Annotated in this window: 17 protein-coding genes; 14 read left to right on the top strand and 3 right to left on the bottom strand. The window is 54.5% G+C overall.

Going from position 1 to position 18,138, the window contains the following annotated elements:
• Position 1 precedes the first annotated feature (1 nt).
• Together C7445_RS05215 and C7445_RS05210 are read left to right on the top strand one after the other, a co-directional pair.
• A complete protein-coding gene (locus C7445_RS05215) occupies positions 2-2,893 on the top strand; it encodes a DEAD/DEAH box helicase (protein WP_134159000.1) in 2,892 nt (963 codons plus the stop codon).
• The gene (locus C7445_RS05210) at positions 2,890-3,585 is read left to right on the top strand and encodes a hypothetical protein (protein ID WP_134158999.1); all 696 of its coding nucleotides are present in this window, start codon (positions 2,890-2,892) and stop codon (positions 3,583-3,585) included. The genes C7445_RS05215 and C7445_RS05210 overlap by 4 nt, the downstream gene beginning before the upstream one ends.
• A gap of 22 nt (positions 3,586-3,607) precedes the next feature.
• On the opposite strand, the gene C7445_RS05205 is transcribed toward C7445_RS05210, so the two are convergent.
• Positions 3,608-3,811 (bottom strand): hypothetical protein, encoded by a 204-nt coding sequence (locus C7445_RS05205; protein WP_134158998.1) that lies wholly within the window; start codon positions 3,809-3,811, stop codon positions 3,608-3,610.
• Positions 3,812-3,987: 176 nt separating this feature from the next.
• Between C7445_RS05205 and C7445_RS05200 the strand changes: the two genes are divergently transcribed.
• From C7445_RS05200 to C7445_RS05170, 7 genes are all read left to right on the top strand, one after another.
• Positions 3,988-5,211 (top strand): Y-family DNA polymerase, encoded by a 1,224-nt coding sequence (locus C7445_RS05200; protein WP_166669007.1) that lies wholly within the window; start codon positions 3,988-3,990, stop codon positions 5,209-5,211.
• Positions 5,208-5,450, top strand: coding sequence for a hypothetical protein (locus tag C7445_RS05195; RefSeq protein ID WP_134158996.1), 243 nt, complete (start codon positions 5,208-5,210; stop codon positions 5,448-5,450). Before C7445_RS05200 ends, C7445_RS05195 begins: the two co-directional genes overlap by 4 nt.
• A 15-nt stretch (positions 5,451-5,465) precedes the next feature.
• Positions 5,466-8,567 carry a DNA polymerase III subunit alpha gene (locus C7445_RS05190; protein WP_134158995.1) on the top strand — a complete coding sequence of 1,034 codons (3,102 nt, stop codon included), beginning with the start codon at positions 5,466-5,468 and terminating at the stop codon, positions 8,565-8,567.
• A gap of 159 nt (positions 8,568-8,726) precedes the next feature.
• Positions 8,727-9,851, top strand: coding sequence for a phospholipase D-like domain-containing protein (locus tag C7445_RS05185; RefSeq protein ID WP_134158994.1), 1,125 nt, complete (start codon positions 8,727-8,729; stop codon positions 9,849-9,851).
• The gene (locus C7445_RS05180) at positions 9,836-10,399 is read left to right on the top strand and encodes a phosphatase PAP2 family protein (RefSeq protein ID WP_134158993.1); all 564 of its coding nucleotides are present in this window, start codon (positions 9,836-9,838) and stop codon (positions 10,397-10,399) included. Before C7445_RS05185 ends, C7445_RS05180 begins: the two co-directional genes overlap by 16 nt.
• A gap of 93 nt (positions 10,400-10,492) precedes the next feature.
• Positions 10,493-10,852, top strand: a complete 360-nt coding sequence (locus C7445_RS05175) for a cupredoxin domain-containing protein (RefSeq protein WP_134158992.1) — start codon at positions 10,493-10,495, stop codon at positions 10,850-10,852.
• A 48-nt stretch (positions 10,853-10,900) separates the two neighbouring features.
• Positions 10,901-11,362 (top strand): OsmC family protein, encoded by a 462-nt coding sequence (locus C7445_RS05170; RefSeq protein ID WP_134158991.1) that lies wholly within the window; start codon positions 10,901-10,903, stop codon positions 11,360-11,362.
• On the opposite strand, the gene C7445_RS05165 is transcribed toward C7445_RS05170, so the two are convergent.
• Complete coding sequence (locus tag C7445_RS05165) at positions 11,359-11,703, bottom strand: histidine triad nucleotide-binding protein (protein ID WP_134158990.1); 345 nt, start codon at positions 11,701-11,703, stop codon at positions 11,359-11,361. The two genes, C7445_RS05170 and C7445_RS05165, sit on opposite strands and share 4 nt — an antisense overlap.
• Before the next feature lie 114 nt (positions 11,704-11,817).
• Here C7445_RS05165 and C7445_RS05160 point away from each other — a divergent pair, with 114 nt between their 5' ends.
• Entirely contained in the window at positions 11,818-12,741 is a 924-nt protein-coding gene (locus tag C7445_RS05160) for an aminotransferase class IV (RefSeq protein ID WP_243834971.1), read from the top strand.
• A gap of 22 nt (positions 12,742-12,763) precedes the next feature.
• Positions 12,764-13,069, top strand: coding sequence for a MazG-like family protein (locus C7445_RS05155; protein WP_134158988.1), 306 nt, complete (start codon positions 12,764-12,766; stop codon positions 13,067-13,069).
• Positions 13,070-13,105: 36 nt separating this feature from the next.
• Here C7445_RS05155 and C7445_RS05150 read toward each other — a convergent pair whose 3' ends face one another.
• The gene (locus tag C7445_RS05150; protein WP_134158987.1) at positions 13,106-13,948 is read right to left on the bottom strand and encodes a deoxyribonuclease IV; all 843 of its coding nucleotides are present in this window, start codon (positions 13,946-13,948) and stop codon (positions 13,106-13,108) included.
• A 220-nt stretch (positions 13,949-14,168) separates the two neighbouring features.
• On the opposite strand from C7445_RS05150, the gene C7445_RS05145 reads away from it, so the two are divergent.
• From C7445_RS05145 to yfmH, 3 genes are all read left to right on the top strand, one after another.
• Positions 14,169-15,467 carry an MFS transporter gene (locus C7445_RS05145; RefSeq protein WP_134158986.1) on the top strand — a complete coding sequence of 433 codons (1,299 nt, stop codon included), beginning with the start codon at positions 14,169-14,171 and terminating at the stop codon, positions 15,465-15,467.
• A 93-nt stretch (positions 15,468-15,560) separates the two neighbouring features.
• A complete protein-coding gene (yfmF, locus tag C7445_RS05140) occupies positions 15,561-16,844 on the top strand; it encodes an EF-P 5-aminopentanol modification-associated protein YfmF (protein ID WP_243834970.1) in 1,284 nt (427 codons plus the stop codon).
• Complete coding sequence (yfmH, locus tag C7445_RS05135; RefSeq protein ID WP_243834969.1) at positions 16,844-18,130, top strand: EF-P 5-aminopentanol modification-associated protein YfmH; 1,287 nt, start codon at positions 16,844-16,846, stop codon at positions 18,128-18,130. Before yfmF ends, yfmH begins: the two co-directional genes overlap by 1 nt.
• Positions 18,131-18,138: the final 8 nt, after the last annotated feature.

The raw sequence follows: 18,138 nt of genomic DNA, 5'->3' as shown, positions 1-18,138 counted from the left end.
GATGCAGGGTGAAGGCGTCAATGCGAAACTCGGGCTTCCGGCGATGGTAGAGGCTGCACTTGCCGACAGTGCATCGGATGCAAACCCCGCAGACCGTTGGCTGATCGCAGTGCGCGACTTGGCTTCACACATCGTCGCGGCGGGCGACGTGTTGGCCATTGCAGTGCCTGCCGAAAATGGGTCAACGGAAAATGTACGCCTTTTGCGTCAGTGGGCACTCGCCGCCGCGGATGTGATTGTGGCCGCAGGCGATGGAACATTCGTGGCTAAGTGGGCGCCGGCCTGGACGCTCGGACCGCTCTTGGCGGCGCGCTTTCGCCTTTTGTCAATGGCGGAATGCGATCCGAAGATCAGCGGCATGTTCAATGAAATCGACGAGATCGATTGGCTGTTGATTGAGCTTGTCGACGCCATCGCTCGCACACGCCTTGAGCGGGTCGAGGATACTGCGGCGGCGCCTGAACGCCCCTATCGAGTGATGTATCGAGGCGAGTCAGAGGTCATGGCGGCTTGGCTCCGTGCGCTGGCGGCGTCGGAATCGGCGTTTGTCGCAGACGGTTGGCTTGTGGCAAAAACGGTGCGCGGCGGACTCGCCCAGTCAGGTTGGGCGGCGGCAGACTTTGCGGATCGGAGCGGCAGGCCGTTTTATGAGGTGGCCTTTGTGCTGCAAGCGCCGCCGTCCGACGCCCCCATCGCCGATTGGGCATTGCAGTTTTACGTACGCCACCGATTTTCCGGCAAGCTTGTTTCTCTGTCCGACTGGTGGCGGCAGAAGGAGCGCAGATGGCGGATTGACGGCGACGTGTTAGTGGCTCCGGACGCTTGGATCCTGCCCAGATTGCGGGAGGCTGCGCGGTATTGTCCGGAAATTGCCGACGCCTTGGCGCGCCCGGCGCCGACCTGTGTAGAAATCGCGGTGGACGATGTCTACCCGCTGCTTGTTCAATCGATTCCGTCGCTTGTGGCGGCCGGTTTTTACGTTGAGACGCCGAAGGTAGAGCAGGCTGGAGATGTTCGCGTACGGGTTTTGGTGAGGCAGGCGCGCGGTGGACGAGACAACCGTTCTATTGCATCGACCAGCCACCAGTGGCTCGATGCGCAGCAATTGGTCGATTTCGACTGGTCCATTGTCGTCCAGGACCGCGAGTTGTCGCAGCAGGATTTTGCACAGATGGTGGCGGAGCAGGCGCCGTTCATTCGCGTTGAAGGATCGTGGCGGTTGGTTCCGATCGCGGACATTTTGCGGGAGCTGGAGAGGTTGGGTCTCGGGGCGGATCGCAAGGCGACAGTACTGGATCTGTCGCGTACCATCGCCCTCGCGCAGGAATCGGGGGAGCTTTCCCTCGAGGTCGAGTTCGCATCAGAGGCGGCTGAAGTCAAGCGCGTGGTGGACGTGTTCGCACATGCTCTGCAAGTGCCTGCGGCGGAACCGCCGCACGGACTGCGAGGGCAGTTGCGCCACTATCAGGCACATGGGTTCTCTTGGTTGATGCATTTGCGGGAGATCGGTTGTGGTGCTTGCCTGGCGGACGATATGGGATTGGGCAAAACGGTGCAATTGCTTGCGTACTTGCTCAAGCTCAAGGAGGAAAGAGCGGCACAGGGCGTGCATTTGTTGGTATGCCCGACTTCGCTGCTGGCCAATTGGCGGGCGGAGTTGGAGCGGTTTACGCCCGATTTGCGGGTATACGTGCATCACGGTCCGCTGCGCGATTTGGGTGCGGCTTTGACGGTCGATAAAGTCGATTTGATCATGACGACTTACGCGACGTTGGTACGGGATCTCGAGTCATTTTTGGCATGTTCGTTTGACGTGATCGCAATCGATGAAGCGCAGAACATCAAGAATGCGAGCACCAAGCAGGCGCGGGCCTTGCGGATGCTCAAAGGGCGCCATCGAGTCGCACTGACAGGTACGCCGGTCGAAAATCGGCTCGAAGAACTTTGGGCTTTGATGGACTTTCTCAATCCAGGTTATCTAGGCACCCTTGCCTGGTTTCGCCGGACGTTTGCCGATCTCGCTTCCGGTGACAAAGACAGCGCGTCCGATATCGCACGCCTGCAGGCGCTCTTACGCCCTGTATTGTTGCGGCGGCGAAAGACCGATCCTGATATTCAAACGGAGCTGCCCGAGAAGTGGGAAGTCGATGAACGGGCCTATTTGACGGCCGAGCAAGCGGCCATGTATCAGGCGTTTGTCGATCAGCTGTTCACCGGGATCGGTGCGGGGACCAAGGCGATGTCCCGACGTGGGATGATTCTGTCAACGTTGGTGAGGTTAAAGCAAGTTTGCGATCATCCGTGTCTCATTTCCGGCGGTACACCTTCGTTGCGGCGCAGCGGAAAACTGCGACAGCTTATCGATCTGTTGCGGATTGTCGTCGAGGATGGCGAATGTGCGCTGGTCTTCACGCAGTTTCGCGATATGGGCGAGATTTTGTGTGACACGATGGAAGCGGAGTTCGGCGTGCGTCCGCAGTTTTTGCACGGGGGGTTAGCTGCCCGCAGTCGCGGCGAAATCGTCGAATCGTTTCAAAATGGCCGCGATCCGTCGCCGATTTTGGTGTTGTCGCTGCGCGCCGGCGGTGTTGGCCTCAATCTGACGCGCGCGAATCACGTCTTTCATTACGATCGTTGGTGGAATCCTGCGGTCGAGGATCAGGCAACCGACAGGGCATACCGGATTGGCCAAACCAAAGACGTGCAGGTACACAAGATGATCTGTGCAGGTACGCTGGAAGAGCGGATCGATCAGATGATCTTAAGCAAACGAGAGCTGTCGGAAGCGGTCGTTTCGTCATCGCAGGAGTGGGTGACCGAACTGGATGACGATTCGTTGCGCGAATTGTTTGCATTGACACCGCAGACCGTTTGGGAGGAGGATGATGTATGAAAAAAAGCGTGCTGGAGCCGTTTTGGCGTCCGGTGTGGGATGCGGTGGACAAGGCGCGGGTGCGCAAGGCAAGGCAGGAAGCCAAAGCCGGTGCCGTTGTCCACGCCGAATTGCTCCGCGGCGAAATCTGGGCACAGGTGCGCATCAGTGGCCCACGGCGCAGTTGTCAAGTGGCTCTGCCGTTTTTGGCTCATTATGAGGAACATATCGAGGCTGTTGCGAAATGGCTGGCCATGCGGCCTGACTGGGTGGCAGCCCACTTTGCCGGCGAGTGGGACCCGGAATTTGAGGCGTTTCTCAAGTCTAATCAGCTTGACGTATTGCCCGGTGACTCCGTTGCGGATAAGTTGCGGTGGGGTGCCAAGTGTACATGTGATGATTCCGATCCGCTGTGTGTACATGTCCTGACAGCTTTGTTTCATCTCATTTGGGACGCAGACGAGCATCCCCTTCGGGTCTTTCGCTTCGTTGGGCTGGATGAGGAGTCGCTGCTTGCTGCCGCGCATGACTGGACGGCCCAATGGGTTGGCAGTACGGAGGCCGCTTTGCGCGATGCAACGGCTGTGGGTCAAACTGGGCAAGCGATGGAGGCGGTGAGCGCTTGGGATGTTGCGACTTGGTTGCAGGGAGGCGGCACAAATCCGGTTGGGCGGCTCGTGCCGCATTTTCGAACTGGCGACAGGATGGAGTAGGCAGACCATGGCCACCCGGTAGCTACTGTGCCTGCGCTTGATCGGAAAGTATCAGATCTTCGTTTGTAGCCTTCGTGTTTGCCTGCGTATTCCCTTCTTTGACTTCAGGTACGCTTTGTGCCTGTTCACTTTGCGTGGGTTCGCTGTTTGTGGTGACGACTTGGCGCGACAACAATCCCATGACACATGCGAGTAAAACGAATGTAACCACTAAGCCAATCCCCATGCTCGGCCATCCCCTTTTTGTCGCCATTTCAGGCGGACAGGTTCAAACAAGTAGACGATCCGACAGGCTTTTTTGTTTCAGTATCAACATTCCTTCATTTGGAGCGAACGTGTGTTTGTATATCTTGTTTGCTTTGCATATAATCAGACCAGAACATACGTTCTGGTGGTGAGACCGTGAAATTTACGCTCTACGGTGAAGGAGAAGGGCTTTCGGCCGATTTGGATAGACCGTTTGTGACGGTTAGCCAAGACTGTGTTGCGGATGTGTCGATTTCAGCCAGGAAAGCGGGTGTGCAAATTGGATGGTCTGTAGCTCAGGCAAAGGCGTTGATGCCAGATGTGCAAGTGGTTGAGCCGATTGTGGAGCCACAAGCACTCGCATCCGTTTATCAGGTGCTTTGGGACGCTTCACCATTTGTCAAGACACTCCCTCGGCAACTTGCTTTTTTTGTCCAGTTGCCATCCCGACATCCACCGCTTTCTGAAGTCCGTTCCATCTGCCGGCGGTTTGACGACCTGTTGAATGGTGAGCAACGAGTCCGGGTTGGCCTGGCGGAGCATCCATTTGCCGCAGAGGCCTTGGTGCGCTGGAGCCGAATGGAACGTGTGCCACAGGCTTTGTATTACCGAGTTGGTCGTCAACAACTTCTGATTTCACCGGCGATTGCAAGCATGTTGGCGGGGGGTGAACCCATTCTCGACTGGACGAATGCACTGCCGATTGCCGTCGTTTCGGCGATTCCGAAGTCGTGCCGCAGCGAGCTTATCAATCTTGGTGTACATCGTTTGCACGATTTAGATACTGTCACGGACGACATGCTCGTTTCTCGTTTTGGCACAGAGGCTCTATCTTGGCGCTGGATCGGCAAGAGGCGACAGTACGGTCCAATTGTTGCCGATTCACCACCTGGTGAGCACTTGATGATATGGCGCTCGCCGCTTGGTGAACCGATGCCTGAAAACGGCTGGGACAGCGTTTTGGAATCGCTTGCCGCACGGCTTTGCCAAAAGCTCGTTCGCTCAGATTCCGGCGTAAGGCGGATTGCACTTCGCTGGCAGACGGATACGGGGAGCGGCGAGTGGATGAAAACCTTCAAACGGCCTGTATATCAGGGGGATGCCGTGATGGCGCAGCTGCAGGGCTGGCGGGATCGCGTCGCGGGACGTTGGCTTGAGGAGATGGAACTCGAAGCTGTCGATGTACAATTGCTGCCGACGGTACAGTCCGGATTTTTGCTGTTCGGCGAAGGATATGAACCAGCGCGCGCCGCTGCCAAATCCAAGCTGCAATGCGTGCGAGAACAACTGGTTCGCAAGTTTCCAAAGATTCGAATCGGCGCGGTTCCAGACTTTCGAGAACTTCGCTTGGCCGCTGTGTTGGGGGGACTGTCCGGGTGAGCCGGATCGTCCGCAGACCCATCGCGGTCTCTCGCTGGCGTGACGGGGAGCCGCTGGTATTCCAGGATCAAGAGACTGTGCGTGCGATCGTCGACGTGATCGATGTGTGGTTTGAGATGGGATGTTGGTGGATGGGGGAAGGTGAGCGAAAAATGATGCGCGTTTGGACGGAAGACGGAGGAATGATGGATTTAGAAGAAGACGCGGGTCAATGGTTCATCTATAAAATTTGGGATTAGAAGGTAGGTGCTGCGGTGTTCATTCATCTGCACTGCCATTCGCCGTATTCGTTTCTAGCTGGCGCCTCTTCGATTGAGTCACTGGTGGCACAGGCTGCACTGTATCGCATGCCGGCGCTCGCGCTCACAGATCACAACACCATCGCCGGCCTGCCGGAATTTCATAGGTGGGCGGCCATCTATGGAATCAAACCGATTTCCGGAGCTGAGCTGACGATGGAGGACGGATCGCATCTCACCGTCCTCGTCGAAACCAGGGAAGGGTTTCGCCATTTATGCGAATTGCTCACCATCATGCATGCGCAAGAAGGCGGTCGCATGCAACCGCGGTTGGCAGAGGCAGATTTGTTTCGCCTATCCGAAGGGTTGATTGTGTTATCTGGTTGCCGCCACGGCCAATTACAACAAGCCTTGTCCAAGCAGGAATATGGGCGCGCACGCCATTGGGTCGAGCGCTATCGCGAGATATTCGGGCATCGGCTGTATGTAGAGCTTGTTGCCGACGGCTATCCCGGTTATGTATCGCGCATGCGGCTACTTTCCGAATTATCGAGTTGTACAGGCGTGCCGTTGGTGGCTACAAGCGACGTTCATGCTGCCAACAAACCATTGTTTCCGGTTCAGGATGTATTGCGCTGCATTGCACTCGGTTGCGATGTCTATACACCACACCCCGGGCGCCCGCTCAACCGAATGGGCTGGTTGCACGACGCCGACGAGGCCGCTGTGCGATTTGCCGAGTTTCCAAAAGCGGTTGCCCGGACGGTGGAAGTTGCGGATCGTTGCACCGCTGTTTTTCCCATAGGGAAAACGCTCTTTCCCACATATAGGACGGAAGACGGGCGAGGTGGGTATCCACTCTTGGAGCAGCTTGTGTTTGCGGGAGCCAGAGAGCGTTATGGTCGTCTCGATGGTATCACGATGGCGCGGTTGCAGCATGAATTGGACATCATTCGCGAACTGGGCTATGTCGATTACTTTCTTGTCGTCTGGGATATTGTCCGTTTCGCGAGAAGCCGCGGGATTCGTTGTACTGGACGCGGTTCCGCGGCCGACTCCGCTGTCGCGTACTGCTTGTATATTACAGATGTCGACGCGGCGGGCAGGGGACTGTTGTTCGAGCGATTTATGTCGCTCGAGCGGGCAGAGCGCCCAGATATCGATATCGACTTTGCCAGCGATCGGCGAGACGAGGTGATCGACTATGTATACCATAGGTACGGGCAGGAGCGAGTGGCACGTGTCGCAACGTATCAGACGTTTCGCGGAAGATCTGCAGTGCGGGACATTGGGGCTGCACTCGCGTTGCCGGAGGACCTGCTCGACGCACTGGCCAAGCGCGTCCCTTGGTCGACACATGCCGATCAACTAGAAGATGCACTGAGGCGCGTCCCGGAGCTGCAGGCGTTTCAAGAATATCGGGAGAGGCTCTCTTGGCTGTTTGCCATCGCTCGTCACATCGCTGGATTTCCACGCCATTTTGGCATGCATAGCGGCGGGATCGTGATCAGCAGCAGTCCCTTATTTGAAGTAACGAGTTTACAACCATCGGCTTCGGGCCATTGGATTACACCATACGATAAGCGGATGCTGGAAGATGCGGGCCTTGTCAAGCTGGATCTGCTGTCACTACGAACAATGTCAGCGATAGAAGGGGCCATTCGTGAGAGTTCCAAATTCGGGAGAATCGACTATGATGCCATCCCACTTGATGACGAAGCCACCTTTTCGATGATTCGCCGCGGGGACACCATTGGCGTGTTTCAACTTGAAAGCCCGGCGCAGCGCGCGTTGCAGGCTCGGCTAGGTGCGACGGGGATCGAGGATCTCGTGGCGAGCGTCGCGCTGATTCGTCCTGGACCAATCCTTGGAAATATGGTCGATCCGTTTATTGCACGGCGCCATGGACGTGAGCAGGTGACGTATCTCCACCCGAAACTTGAGCCTATTTTGGGTAAGACATACGGCGTCGTACTGTTTCAGGAGCAGGTGATTGAAATTGCCACTGCGATTGCCGGATTTACGCCAGGGGAAGCGGATGAGTTACGGCGTGTCATGAGCCATGCGCGCAATCATACTGAGATGGAAAGAATCGGAGAATTGTTTATGCAAAAGGCGGTACAAAGCGGAATTGCAGAATCGGTGGCTGCGACGATTTTTTCCTATATCCAAAGTTACGCCAGTTATGGTTTTTGCGAAGCGCATGCGGCTGCGTTTGCAACCACCGCATATAAGACGGCGTATCTTGTACAACATGTTCCGGCGTTATTTTACGCGTCTATCCTGAACCAATTGCCCATGGGGTATTATCCAGTGCACGTTATCTGCGCCGAAGCGAAGCGGCGCGGCATTCGTGTTTTGCCCATCGATATCAATGAGAGTATGTGGGATTGCACAGTGCCATCAGAAGTCGAAATTCGGCTTGGGATGCGCTTGATATCGAGGTTTCCCGAAGTGGTGGCAGCCGCTGTTAACGAGGAGAGAATCCGCGGGGGACCTTTTCGATCCGCTGCCGATTTGATTCTCCGTGTGCCGCTGGCGGATCGATTGCATATTGAACATCTGGTGCGCGTCGGCGCATTGGATCGTATTGAAGAGGCGGATCGGAACGAATTGATTTGGCTGCTTCCCCAATGGTTTGCACAGCGGCAGTCGGGAGCGTTGCCCTTGCTCCATCCGCCCATGCATATGACAAAACAGCCGCAAACGGCCATGCGGCCAGCTTCGCTCGCACAACGGCTTGCTGCTGAATATACGCTTGTTGGAGTTGGGATGAGCGGGCATTGGCTCGACTTGTATCGCCGCGATTTGCAGCAGCTTGGTTACATCACCATTGCGGAGGCATTTTGTCTACCGGATGGCGATCGCGTCACAGTCGCCGGTTTGGCCATCCGCCCGCACCGTCCACCGACCAAAAGCGGGCGTACCGTCGTGTTTTTTACGCTGGAAGATGAAACCGGTATGCTAGACGCAACAATGTTTGAATCTGTCTATCGCACGGAGGGTGCGGTTGTGTTCACGCCATACGGGCGGTTGCTTGGTGCTTCAGGCATCATCCAACGGCGAGGTGGAGAAAGGGGCCAACTTTTGATTGAACACATCTGGGCACTTTCGTAATGGGTGACGTGTCAAGATAGGTGTCAAAGCTGGGCTCAGGCGTCGTATATACAAAAGGATCACAGACTTCTCATTTTGTATGTATATTGTATTGAAAACAGGTTTTGGATTCTTTGAGGGGAATTCATCATCCATCCGTTTGCGATGGAGGGATTGGACATGGATGAATTTCTACAGCCTGTATATTGCGGAATCGACGAAGGGCGTCGCACACATACCGGGCGCGTCCGGCGTATCGCGACAAAACACCACTGGTTGACATCAACCATCATCTCGCTCAGCCTTGGTTTAACCGGCTGCGGGATCCTGCCGTTTGGAAGCGGCAATCCGCAGGACACGCTTCCGAAGCCTGCATACGCTCAGAACGGGATGGAATTGTTGTGGGGGCCGGACATTAAACAGAAAGCTTTACAGATGATTCGGGCCAGTCGACGCGAAGTGCATCTTGACATATACGAGTTGTCAGATTCGGACATTCTTCAAGCCCTCGCAGACGCACATCGACGAGGCGTCGACGTCCGTGTCGTCGTCGACAGCACCGAACCACACTCAACCACCATAGCCGTGCCCGCTCTACAAAAAGACGGCATTCCGGTCGAGCAAATCCAGATTAAGCAGGGGATTGATCACGTCAAAATGTTAATCGTGGACAACAATGTGTTACTCGGTGGCATGAACTATGGGCAGGCCAGTTGGAACAACAATGACGCATCCGTCTACATTCCAGGGCAAAGCCAAAGATTTGAGGAACTTTTCGAGTGGGACTTCGCACGTGCTTCCGGCCAAGTCGTAGAAACCCCCAGCTTTCCACAGCCGCTGCTCGTCGATCGTCGGATAGGCGAGGCGGTGGTCGATGCGATTGGGCAAGCGCGTCGCGAGATCGACCTGGAGGCATTTGATTTGTCGGATGCCGACGTGATTGCCGCATTACATAGCGCTCTGGCGCGCGGTGTACAGGTGTCGGTTCTTGTCGATCCTTCCCAAACTTACAACCGTAAGGCGGTTTCTGAGTTGCAGAGTGCAGGCGCTTTGATACGATATTATCGACCCTACCAGGGAGAGTTGATGCACGCAAAGATTCTCGACGTCGACGGAGGACGTGTGTTTATCATCGGAAGTGCCAACTTCAGCCGCCAGGCGTACACTTACAATCACGAGGCAGACCTATGGTTGACGAATGTACCGGCGTTTTCACAGGCACTTACGGGTGATTTGCACGCTCAGCTTGCTCGAGGGACTAACTATCCGATGACTGAGAAGGAGAAACAATGGGACGAGTCATGACCGTATGGAGGCACATTGAACAAGTCGACACGAAGGTCATGAAATGGATCGAAGCCAGGTGGGGCTGCTCTTATGCGTTTGACTCCGCGATGATTACTAGCGCCAAATACACACCGCTCGTCATCCTCATGATTCTCGTCATGGGCTCCACTGGCTTTGCCTATCCTGGGTTGCGCATGACAGCTGTCACGAGTGCCGCCAGTGCGATCCTATCCGCAGTGATGGTACGAGTCCTCCATGAGCCCGTGAGTCGTCTCGTTAGGCGCCCAAGACCTTTTGACGAGGAACCATGGCAGCCATTGCTTTGGCATGAACCGGGTGATTCGTTTCCAAGTAATCACGCGGCCGGAGGTTTCGCACTTGCCATCGGAGCCTATCACCTTGGCCCCTACTTTCCACTATTATTGGGCTTGGCCATTTGGTTGGCCATCGCTCGGGCGTACTGCGGATTGCACCATGTCAGTGATGTTGTCGTCGGAGCGATTGGCGGATCGACCACCGGAGTTACATTTGCATGTCTGCAACAAGCCCTATTTCACGTAACGTGAGTGGACATGATTGGTTTTTATGTTGCAAAAGGGAATAATTCGTTCGACGATTCGTCAACCTACTTTTGATAGATCAAAAGCAGGAGGAAGACGATGCGCGCATTGTATCAAACAGTATTGGTGACCGCGGTGAGTTTAGGGGCAGCTGGTTGGCTGAATGTCGTGGCGGCGGCCCCTATTCAGGTCACATTGCGGGACGGGCAAATCCTGCCGAGCGCAATCGATGTGGATAAGGGAACGACCGTACAAATTAGCGTTCGAAATGAAGGAACGCAGGTTCACAATTTTGTCATACCCGATTTCTACATCTTCACACAGAACCTCAACCCCGGTGAATCTGTTGACGTGTCGTTCGTTCCCGACAAAACGGGGCATTTTCGCTATTATTCGGATCGACAGGGCGTACCGGAACCAGGTATGCAAGGAACGATGACTGTCGATGGGGAACAGTGACGCGCAAACTGTACCGCTGGTACAATAGTGGCGGGGAGGGGACGCAATATGGAGATGAAGGTTACGAGCAAGTGGCTTGGACAACGCCACTTTCAGGCCGATGGGCCATCTGGCAACACCATTTACATGGATGCTCGCAAGGAAGAAGGCGGTACGGGACAGGGTAACCGCCCCATGGAACTGCTCTTGATGGGGGTGGTGGGGTGCACAGGTATTGATATCGCGATGATTTTAGAAAGGATGCGCGTCCCTCTTGAGGGATTGGAAATCGAGGCTGTGGGCGAGCGCAGGGAGGAATATCCGCAAGCTTTTACGCGCATTCATCTGACATATCACATGACGGGCGAAGTCCCCGCAGCGAAAGCTTGGCGCGCAATCCGACTCAGCGAAGAAAAATACTGTTCTGCGATTGCGACCGTACGCGCTGAAGTGATCCCGCATCTCGTGTTGAACGGTTCAGATATTCCACCACTTGATGTGATTGGACAGGCGGACGGCCAGCCAGATTAACCTGGCGGCCATCCTAACTGCCGACCACCTAGTATGTGGTAGTGTAGGTGTGGCACGGTTTGTTGGCCGTGACGCCCGACATTGGTCACAACGCGGTATCCTGTTTCTGCAATGCCAGCGCTTTCTGCAATTTGCGGAATGATGGTGTGCAAATGACCAAGGATCTCGCCGTCTGTGCCTAAAACACTTTGTGCGGACGAAATGTGCCGCTTAGGAATTACCAAAATATGTACCGGCGCCTGCGGGCGAATGTCTTGAAATGCATAGACGAACTTGTCTTCATACACTTTCTGCGACGGAATTTCACCCGCGATAATCTGGCAAAACAAGCAGTTCTCCAAAGATGACGCCCTCCTTCCATTTGTCCTCACATATGAATTATACATCGAATCTTTCGTCACCACGATCACGCGATGGTATAATGATGAAAATTTGCGTTGGAAGAGGGATGCTACGTGCCTATCGTCGGGTACTACAATGGTCAGTTTGTGACTCCAAACAGCGGGATCGTACCATTGGATGAACGCGGCCACCAATTTGGCGATGGCGTGTATGAGGTGATTCGCTGCTATGGCGGGCGAGCATTTTTACTTGATTGGCATTTGGATCGCTTGTGGATGAGCCTTCAAGCCATTCGCATCGCCCCGCCGTTCACCAAGGACGAGTGTGCGACACTCATTGAACGACTCATTGTCGAGAGTGGGGAACTGGAGGCTTCCATTTACCTTCAGATTACGCGTGGTTCGGCCATCCGCAACCATTTGTTTCCCAATCCCGCCGTCAAGGCTAATGTGAGTGCCACCGTACGACCGGTAGCATCGCAGATAGCCAAGGAACCAGGTACGTTGCTGATGATGGCCGATGAGCGCTGGGCAAACGCTTGGATCAAAACCATCAACTTGTTGCCCAACATTCTGGCAAAACAGACAGCGCACGACATGGGTGCCGATGAGGCGTTGTTGGTCCGCGACGGAGCCATGATTGAGTCTGCAAGTTCCAACCTGTGGTTTGTTCGTGACAACCAGTTGATCACCGCGCCGGCGGATCGTTATATCCTAAACGGTATTACGCGCCGTTTTGTGATTCAGCTTGCCGATCGATTGGGCATTCCTGTGCGAGAGACCAAATTGCCCGCCAAAGATTTGGCCACCGTCGATGGTATCTTTATTACTGGCACGTTGACCGAAGTATTCCCGATCCACCGCGTGTTGACGCATCCCGATGTACCGTATGTATCTTTACCAGACGTAACTGGGTTACAACAGCTTTCTGCGGATAAATGTCAGGTGGCGTGGGAGGCGCGTGATCTCTCGCTGGTCGGCCGTTTGCAGTCGGCGTTTGCCGACGCGATCGCGACGTTTGCCAAATCCGATAGGTGACTTAGGTAGGGAGAAGAGTCGGGTGGAACGAAAGACCATTTCTTTGCCGAGATTGGGAAGGCTAACGCCAACCCTTGAATCGACAATGTTGAAAATTACAGAAGAAGTCGGCGAACTTGCCCAGGCCATCGGAAAGTTTCGGGGCTTGTCCGGAGAGCAGGATCGTAAGCCGGATGAAGAAGTCGTACGGGCTATTGTCAGTGAACTGCTCGATGTCGCTCAGACTGCTACGTCGATGATGTTCGTGATCGAAGACCTCTATGGCATCGACATGGAAGCCGAAATGGACAAGCATATTGAGAAGCTGAAGCAGAAGGGGTATTTGTAGAGGAAAGGCCGCTGGTTGTTTCAAGCGGCCTTAGCTTCAGATCCTGTCCAGCAAAAAATCAATTTCCTCTTTGTACTTTCCGTTCGGGGTCTCGAGAATCTGCGGAATACCGCGCAATTGCGGGTGATGCACGATGCGCTTGATGGCTTCTGCCCCCAGCGTGCCTTCGCCGACGTTGGCATGGCGGTCCTTGCGCGAGCCAAACGGGTTCTTCGAGTCGTTTATATGGACGACCTTCAAACGCTCGAGGCCGATCACGCGGTCAAATGTCTCCAGAAAGCCATCGAAGTCATTCACCACATCGTAGCCAAACGCGTAATTGTGGCACGTATCGATGCAGACAGCGAGTTTGTCCTGGTTTTGAACGCGATCGATAATGGCCGCAATCTCCTCAAGACTGTTTCCCACTTTCGATCCGTCCCCTGCCATCGTTTCGAGACAAATCCACAGTTTTTCGTGGCCAGTGAGGATTTCATTGAGAGCGTCGGAAATCTGCCGAATGGCGAAATCCTCACCTTCCCCGACGTGTGAGCCGGGATGCATCACGATATAGCGGATGCCCAGATATTCCACGCGCCCAATTTCCTCACGCAACACGTCAATGCCATAGCCTCGTGTTTCGGGCTTGGGGCTTGCAAGATTGACCAAATATGACAGGTGCACCACTGGATCGACAATGCCGTGTTGCTGCATCAACGCAGTGGCTTCATCGCGATGGAATTGCTCAATGGGACGAGCCTTCCCACCGCGATTGCTGCGTGTGTAAATCATGAAGGTGTTCGCACCATACGAAATGGTTTCCTCGACCGCAGCAAGCAGACCCGTCTTCGCGATGGAGACGTTCGCACCAAGCAGGATATGATCGTAATTCACCGTCATCTGTGTCCCTCCGGATATGCTATGTCCACCATCGTAACACAGGCCGTATTCCGTCTCCATGCAACAGGTGGTTCACATCATTCAATCGGGTTTGACTCATACTACAGTTCCGCAGGCAGCATGTTGTTGCCGTAAGCAAATTTGCATACCAAAACTCATGCCACGGTGCGCGCCGCAGGCATGCGGAAGACGCAGATGTGCCGCAGCAAGGGGGATTGCCATGCATCGCCAGCCGTTTAAACTGCCGACCATGGCTTGGTGGCTGCTTGTCGTCAGCGGCTTCTTTCATTTATCCATTGGCTTGTCCAACACATTCGTCAACATTTTTCTCTTCAAGGTCGATCATTCGTTTGCTGCTATTGCATGGTACAACTTATTGGTATTCATATCATTGCCGTTCACGTTTGTCGTGGCCGCTTGGGTGGCGCGGAAGACGTCGACAGCCATGGCCTTGCGCATCGGCATCATTCTACATGCCGTTTTTTATGCCGTCACGCTGATGGTCGGCGAGCAGGCTGCACACATGCCAGAATTGCTTGGCTTGTTAACAGGCGTTGCAGAAGGTTTTTACTGGCTTGCGTTTGATGTTTTAAGTATCGAGTACACAGACAAGAAGGGGCATGAACCATTCTTTGGCATATTCGGCGTGTTGACGTCTGTTGCCAATGTCGTCGCGCCACCTGTCGCTGGCCTTTTAATCAGCCGTGAAGACGCATTTTTTGGCGGTCTCACCGGATACCACGTCGTGTTTGGGATTTCATTTGCTCTATTTATCGCGGCAACGCTGCTCAGTTTTCGATTACATAGCCAAGGCCTGCCTGACCTGCGTCTGTTCTTCGGGTTTCGCGCTTTACGGCGGCGTCCCTGGCGCAAAATCCTGATTGCCTCGTCGCTGTACGGAATTCGTGAAGGCGTGTTTATGTTTTTGATTGGATTGCTCGTCTACGTCGCAACCGGCAGTGAAATGAAGTTGGGCGAATTTTTGCTGCTGCAAGGTGCGTTGTCGTTCGCCGCATTCTTCTTTGCGGGGCGTTTCTCTGGCCGTTTTCGTTGGCGGTTGCTCGTTGCGGGAGCTGTAGGCATGGCCTGTGCAGCTTGTCTTTTTCTGTTGCCGATCCGCCCTTGGACGATTATCTTATACGGCTGCGTCACATCGGCAACCTTGCCGTTTTTCCTCGTGCCGTTGCAGGGTTATGTCTATGATGTGATGGACGAAATCGCGGGGCATGAGGTTCCGAGCACGACACATATTGTTGTGCGTGAGTGGTTCGAAAATGCCGGGCGAATCGCTGGAACCATCTTGTTCATCCTCATCTGTCGTCACCAATCGCCACAGGCCGTCCGTGGGCTGAGTTTCTTGTCTTTTGGTCTGGGTCTCGTTCAGTTAGCGACTGTTGCCCTAGTATGGCAGGTGGAGCGGCGCGTGTTCAGACGAAGGACCGGAACGTTTGCGGCCTCGTTTAGAGAAGACGAACAGAGCGAATCGGCGGCGAAACGGCGAGTCAGACCGACGTCCTAGCTGCATGCAGTTCAGGGACCGCCGCCGTTTCGTCATGCAAGAGGTTCCAGTAGGGTATAATACGGAAGATGAGCGGGTGATGGGAGTGATCGTGTGGATTCGTTTCAAAAGCTATCCGCTGGGCGATGCCACGTACACATGCTGCCTCATGCCGGATTTCGCACAAAGGAAGTAAGCATCCGCCTACACGTTCGGATGGATGCACAGCATCTGACTGCCTATGCACTATTGCCCCACATGTGGATGAATGGAACGGATAAGTTTCCTTCGACCCGCAGTTTGACGACTGCATGTGATGATCTATACGGAACGAGTGTGCGCACTTCGCTCGGTAAACGCGGAGGTTATCATATCCTCGAGGTAAGTGCGAGTATTCCGGACGTTTCGTTCGTTGAGGAAGGTTCATTGGTAGAGCGCGCTGTTGACCTACTATGCGATGTTCTCTTTGATCACTCGGAGGGACACGGTTGCTTTGATGACGCTCTGGTGCAACGGGAACTCGATTTGCACCGACGGCGAATCGAGGCCGCGCGGGACGAAAAAATGAGTTTCGCCTTGCAGCGGTGCTTCGCGATTGCCTGTGAAGGTACACCCGCGGCATTGCCACGCCTTGGATTTGCCGAGGAATTGCCAAAGCTCGACGCCGCACGGGTGTTTGCAGCGTATGAAGAATTGCTACACCATGCCGAAGCACATGCCTATATCGTCGGGCCGTTCGCCGACTTTGAGTCGGTGGGATCGGCGTTGTTACAACGGTTGACGGAGAAAATGGGCGGTGGATCGGGGGCTCTCATAGAACGGGAAGTGCTTCCGCGACTGGAGAATCGTTCTGTTCGCGAGGTCACGGAGTACGATGACGTGCACCAAAGTCAGCTTGACCTTGCATATAGAACAGGCATTGGCTACGCAGATCCGGAATATCCACAGTTGCTCATGATGAATGGCATATTTGGCGGCTTTGCGCACTCCAAGCTGTTTATTCATGTGCGTGAGCGGAACTCGCTCGCTTACACTGTCTGGTCGCATTTGGACCAGACGACGGGGATGCTCGCGGTGATGACCGGCATTAGTCCTGAAAAACGCGCACAAGCGCTGACGATCATCGAGCAACAATTGGACGACATAAGAAATGGTAAGATTGCCGACGAAGAGCTGGCTTACACGTACCGAAGTCTGTGCAACCAATATACGGTCTTGTTGGATCAACCGGCGGCGCTTGCGAATTGGCATCATCAAGGGATCTTGTGTGGGCGCCAGCGTGACATCGATGAGCTGTTGATCGATCTCGAACGGGTTACGCGCGATGAGATTGCCAAAGTGGCACAGGCTATCGAAATGAGCACGTTGTACTTCCTGACGCGAAAGGATGAGGCATGATGAGCAAAGAGGCCGATCTCCTTAAGCTTACAGTCACCGAACATAAGCTCGCCAACGGCCTTGAGGTTTGCCTCATGCCAAAGCCGAATTTTCACCAGACGTTCGCCATGTTTGCGACCAAATACGGCTCCATCGACAACGAGTTTGTCATCGATGGCAGAAAGCGGCGTGTACCGGATGGGATTGCGCATTTTCTCGAACACAAGATGTTTGAGGATGAGCACGTGGACGTGTTTGCCCAGTTCGCTGCACACGGCGCGTCAGTCAATGCGTTCACCACGTTTGACGAGACTGCGTATTATTTCTCCTGCACATCGGACGTCAAGGATAACCTCAACACGTTGCTTGACTTTGTCCAGCGAATTTATCTGACGGACGAGAATGTCGAAAAGGAAAAGGGCATCATCGCACAGGAAATTCGCATGGGAGACGACAATCCCGATCGCCGCGCGTTCATGGAGTTGTTGGCTGCCATGTACCGGCAACATCCGGTGCGGATCGATATCGCGGGCAGTGTGGAGTCGATTTATCAAATCACAAGGTCAGACTTGCTCGATTGCTATACAACGTTTTACCATCCTTCCAATATGGTTCTCGTCGTCGTCGGTGGGTTCGATCCGGAGGAAATGCTCACCTGGATCGAGCAAAATCAGTCCCGTAAGACGTTTGGCAAAGCACCGGTCATTGAACGGTTATATCCACCGGAACCGGCGACACCAGCCTCGCGTTGGCAGGAGGTTCGTCTCAGTGTGGCACAGCCGCGCTGTCTCATCGGCTGGAAAGAAGCACATGGCACGTCTACTGGCAAGGAGCTACTTAGGCAGGAGATGTTGACGGGTGTCGTGCTCGATGTTTTATTTGGAAAGACGAGTTCTATTTATACCGAGTTGCTGGATGCAGGACTCATTGACAAAGGATTCTCTTGGGAGTACGAGCTGACCGAGCATTACGGCTACACGGTAATCGGGGGAAACTCTCCCGATCCACATACCTTGGCGGATCGTATCGCTCAGTATGTGACTCATGTTCGCGCGGCAGGTATCGACGCCGATGCTTTTGAACGCGCTCGTAAAAAGGCCATTGGTCGGTTTGTCATGAGTCTGGATCAAAATGCGTATTTGGCGAAAACGTATCTCACATACCGTTTGCGTGGCGCGTCCTTCTTGGAGACGGTAGATGCATTGACCAGTTTGTCCTTGGCTGACGCCAACCGGCGGCTCGACGAACATTTGCGCGAAGAAAGCCGCGTCGTAAGCCTCATTCTCCCCAACCAGGCGGCCGGTTGAGTCGCCTG

The sequence above is a fragment of the Alicyclobacillus sacchari genome (assembly GCF_004366795.1).
In the GTDB taxonomy this organism is placed as follows: Bacteria; Bacillota; Bacilli; order Alicyclobacillales; family Alicyclobacillaceae; genus Alicyclobacillus; species Alicyclobacillus sacchari.
The sequence above is the reverse complement of the archived record's forward strand: the minus strand, read 5'-3'. Positions and strand labels throughout refer to the sequence as shown.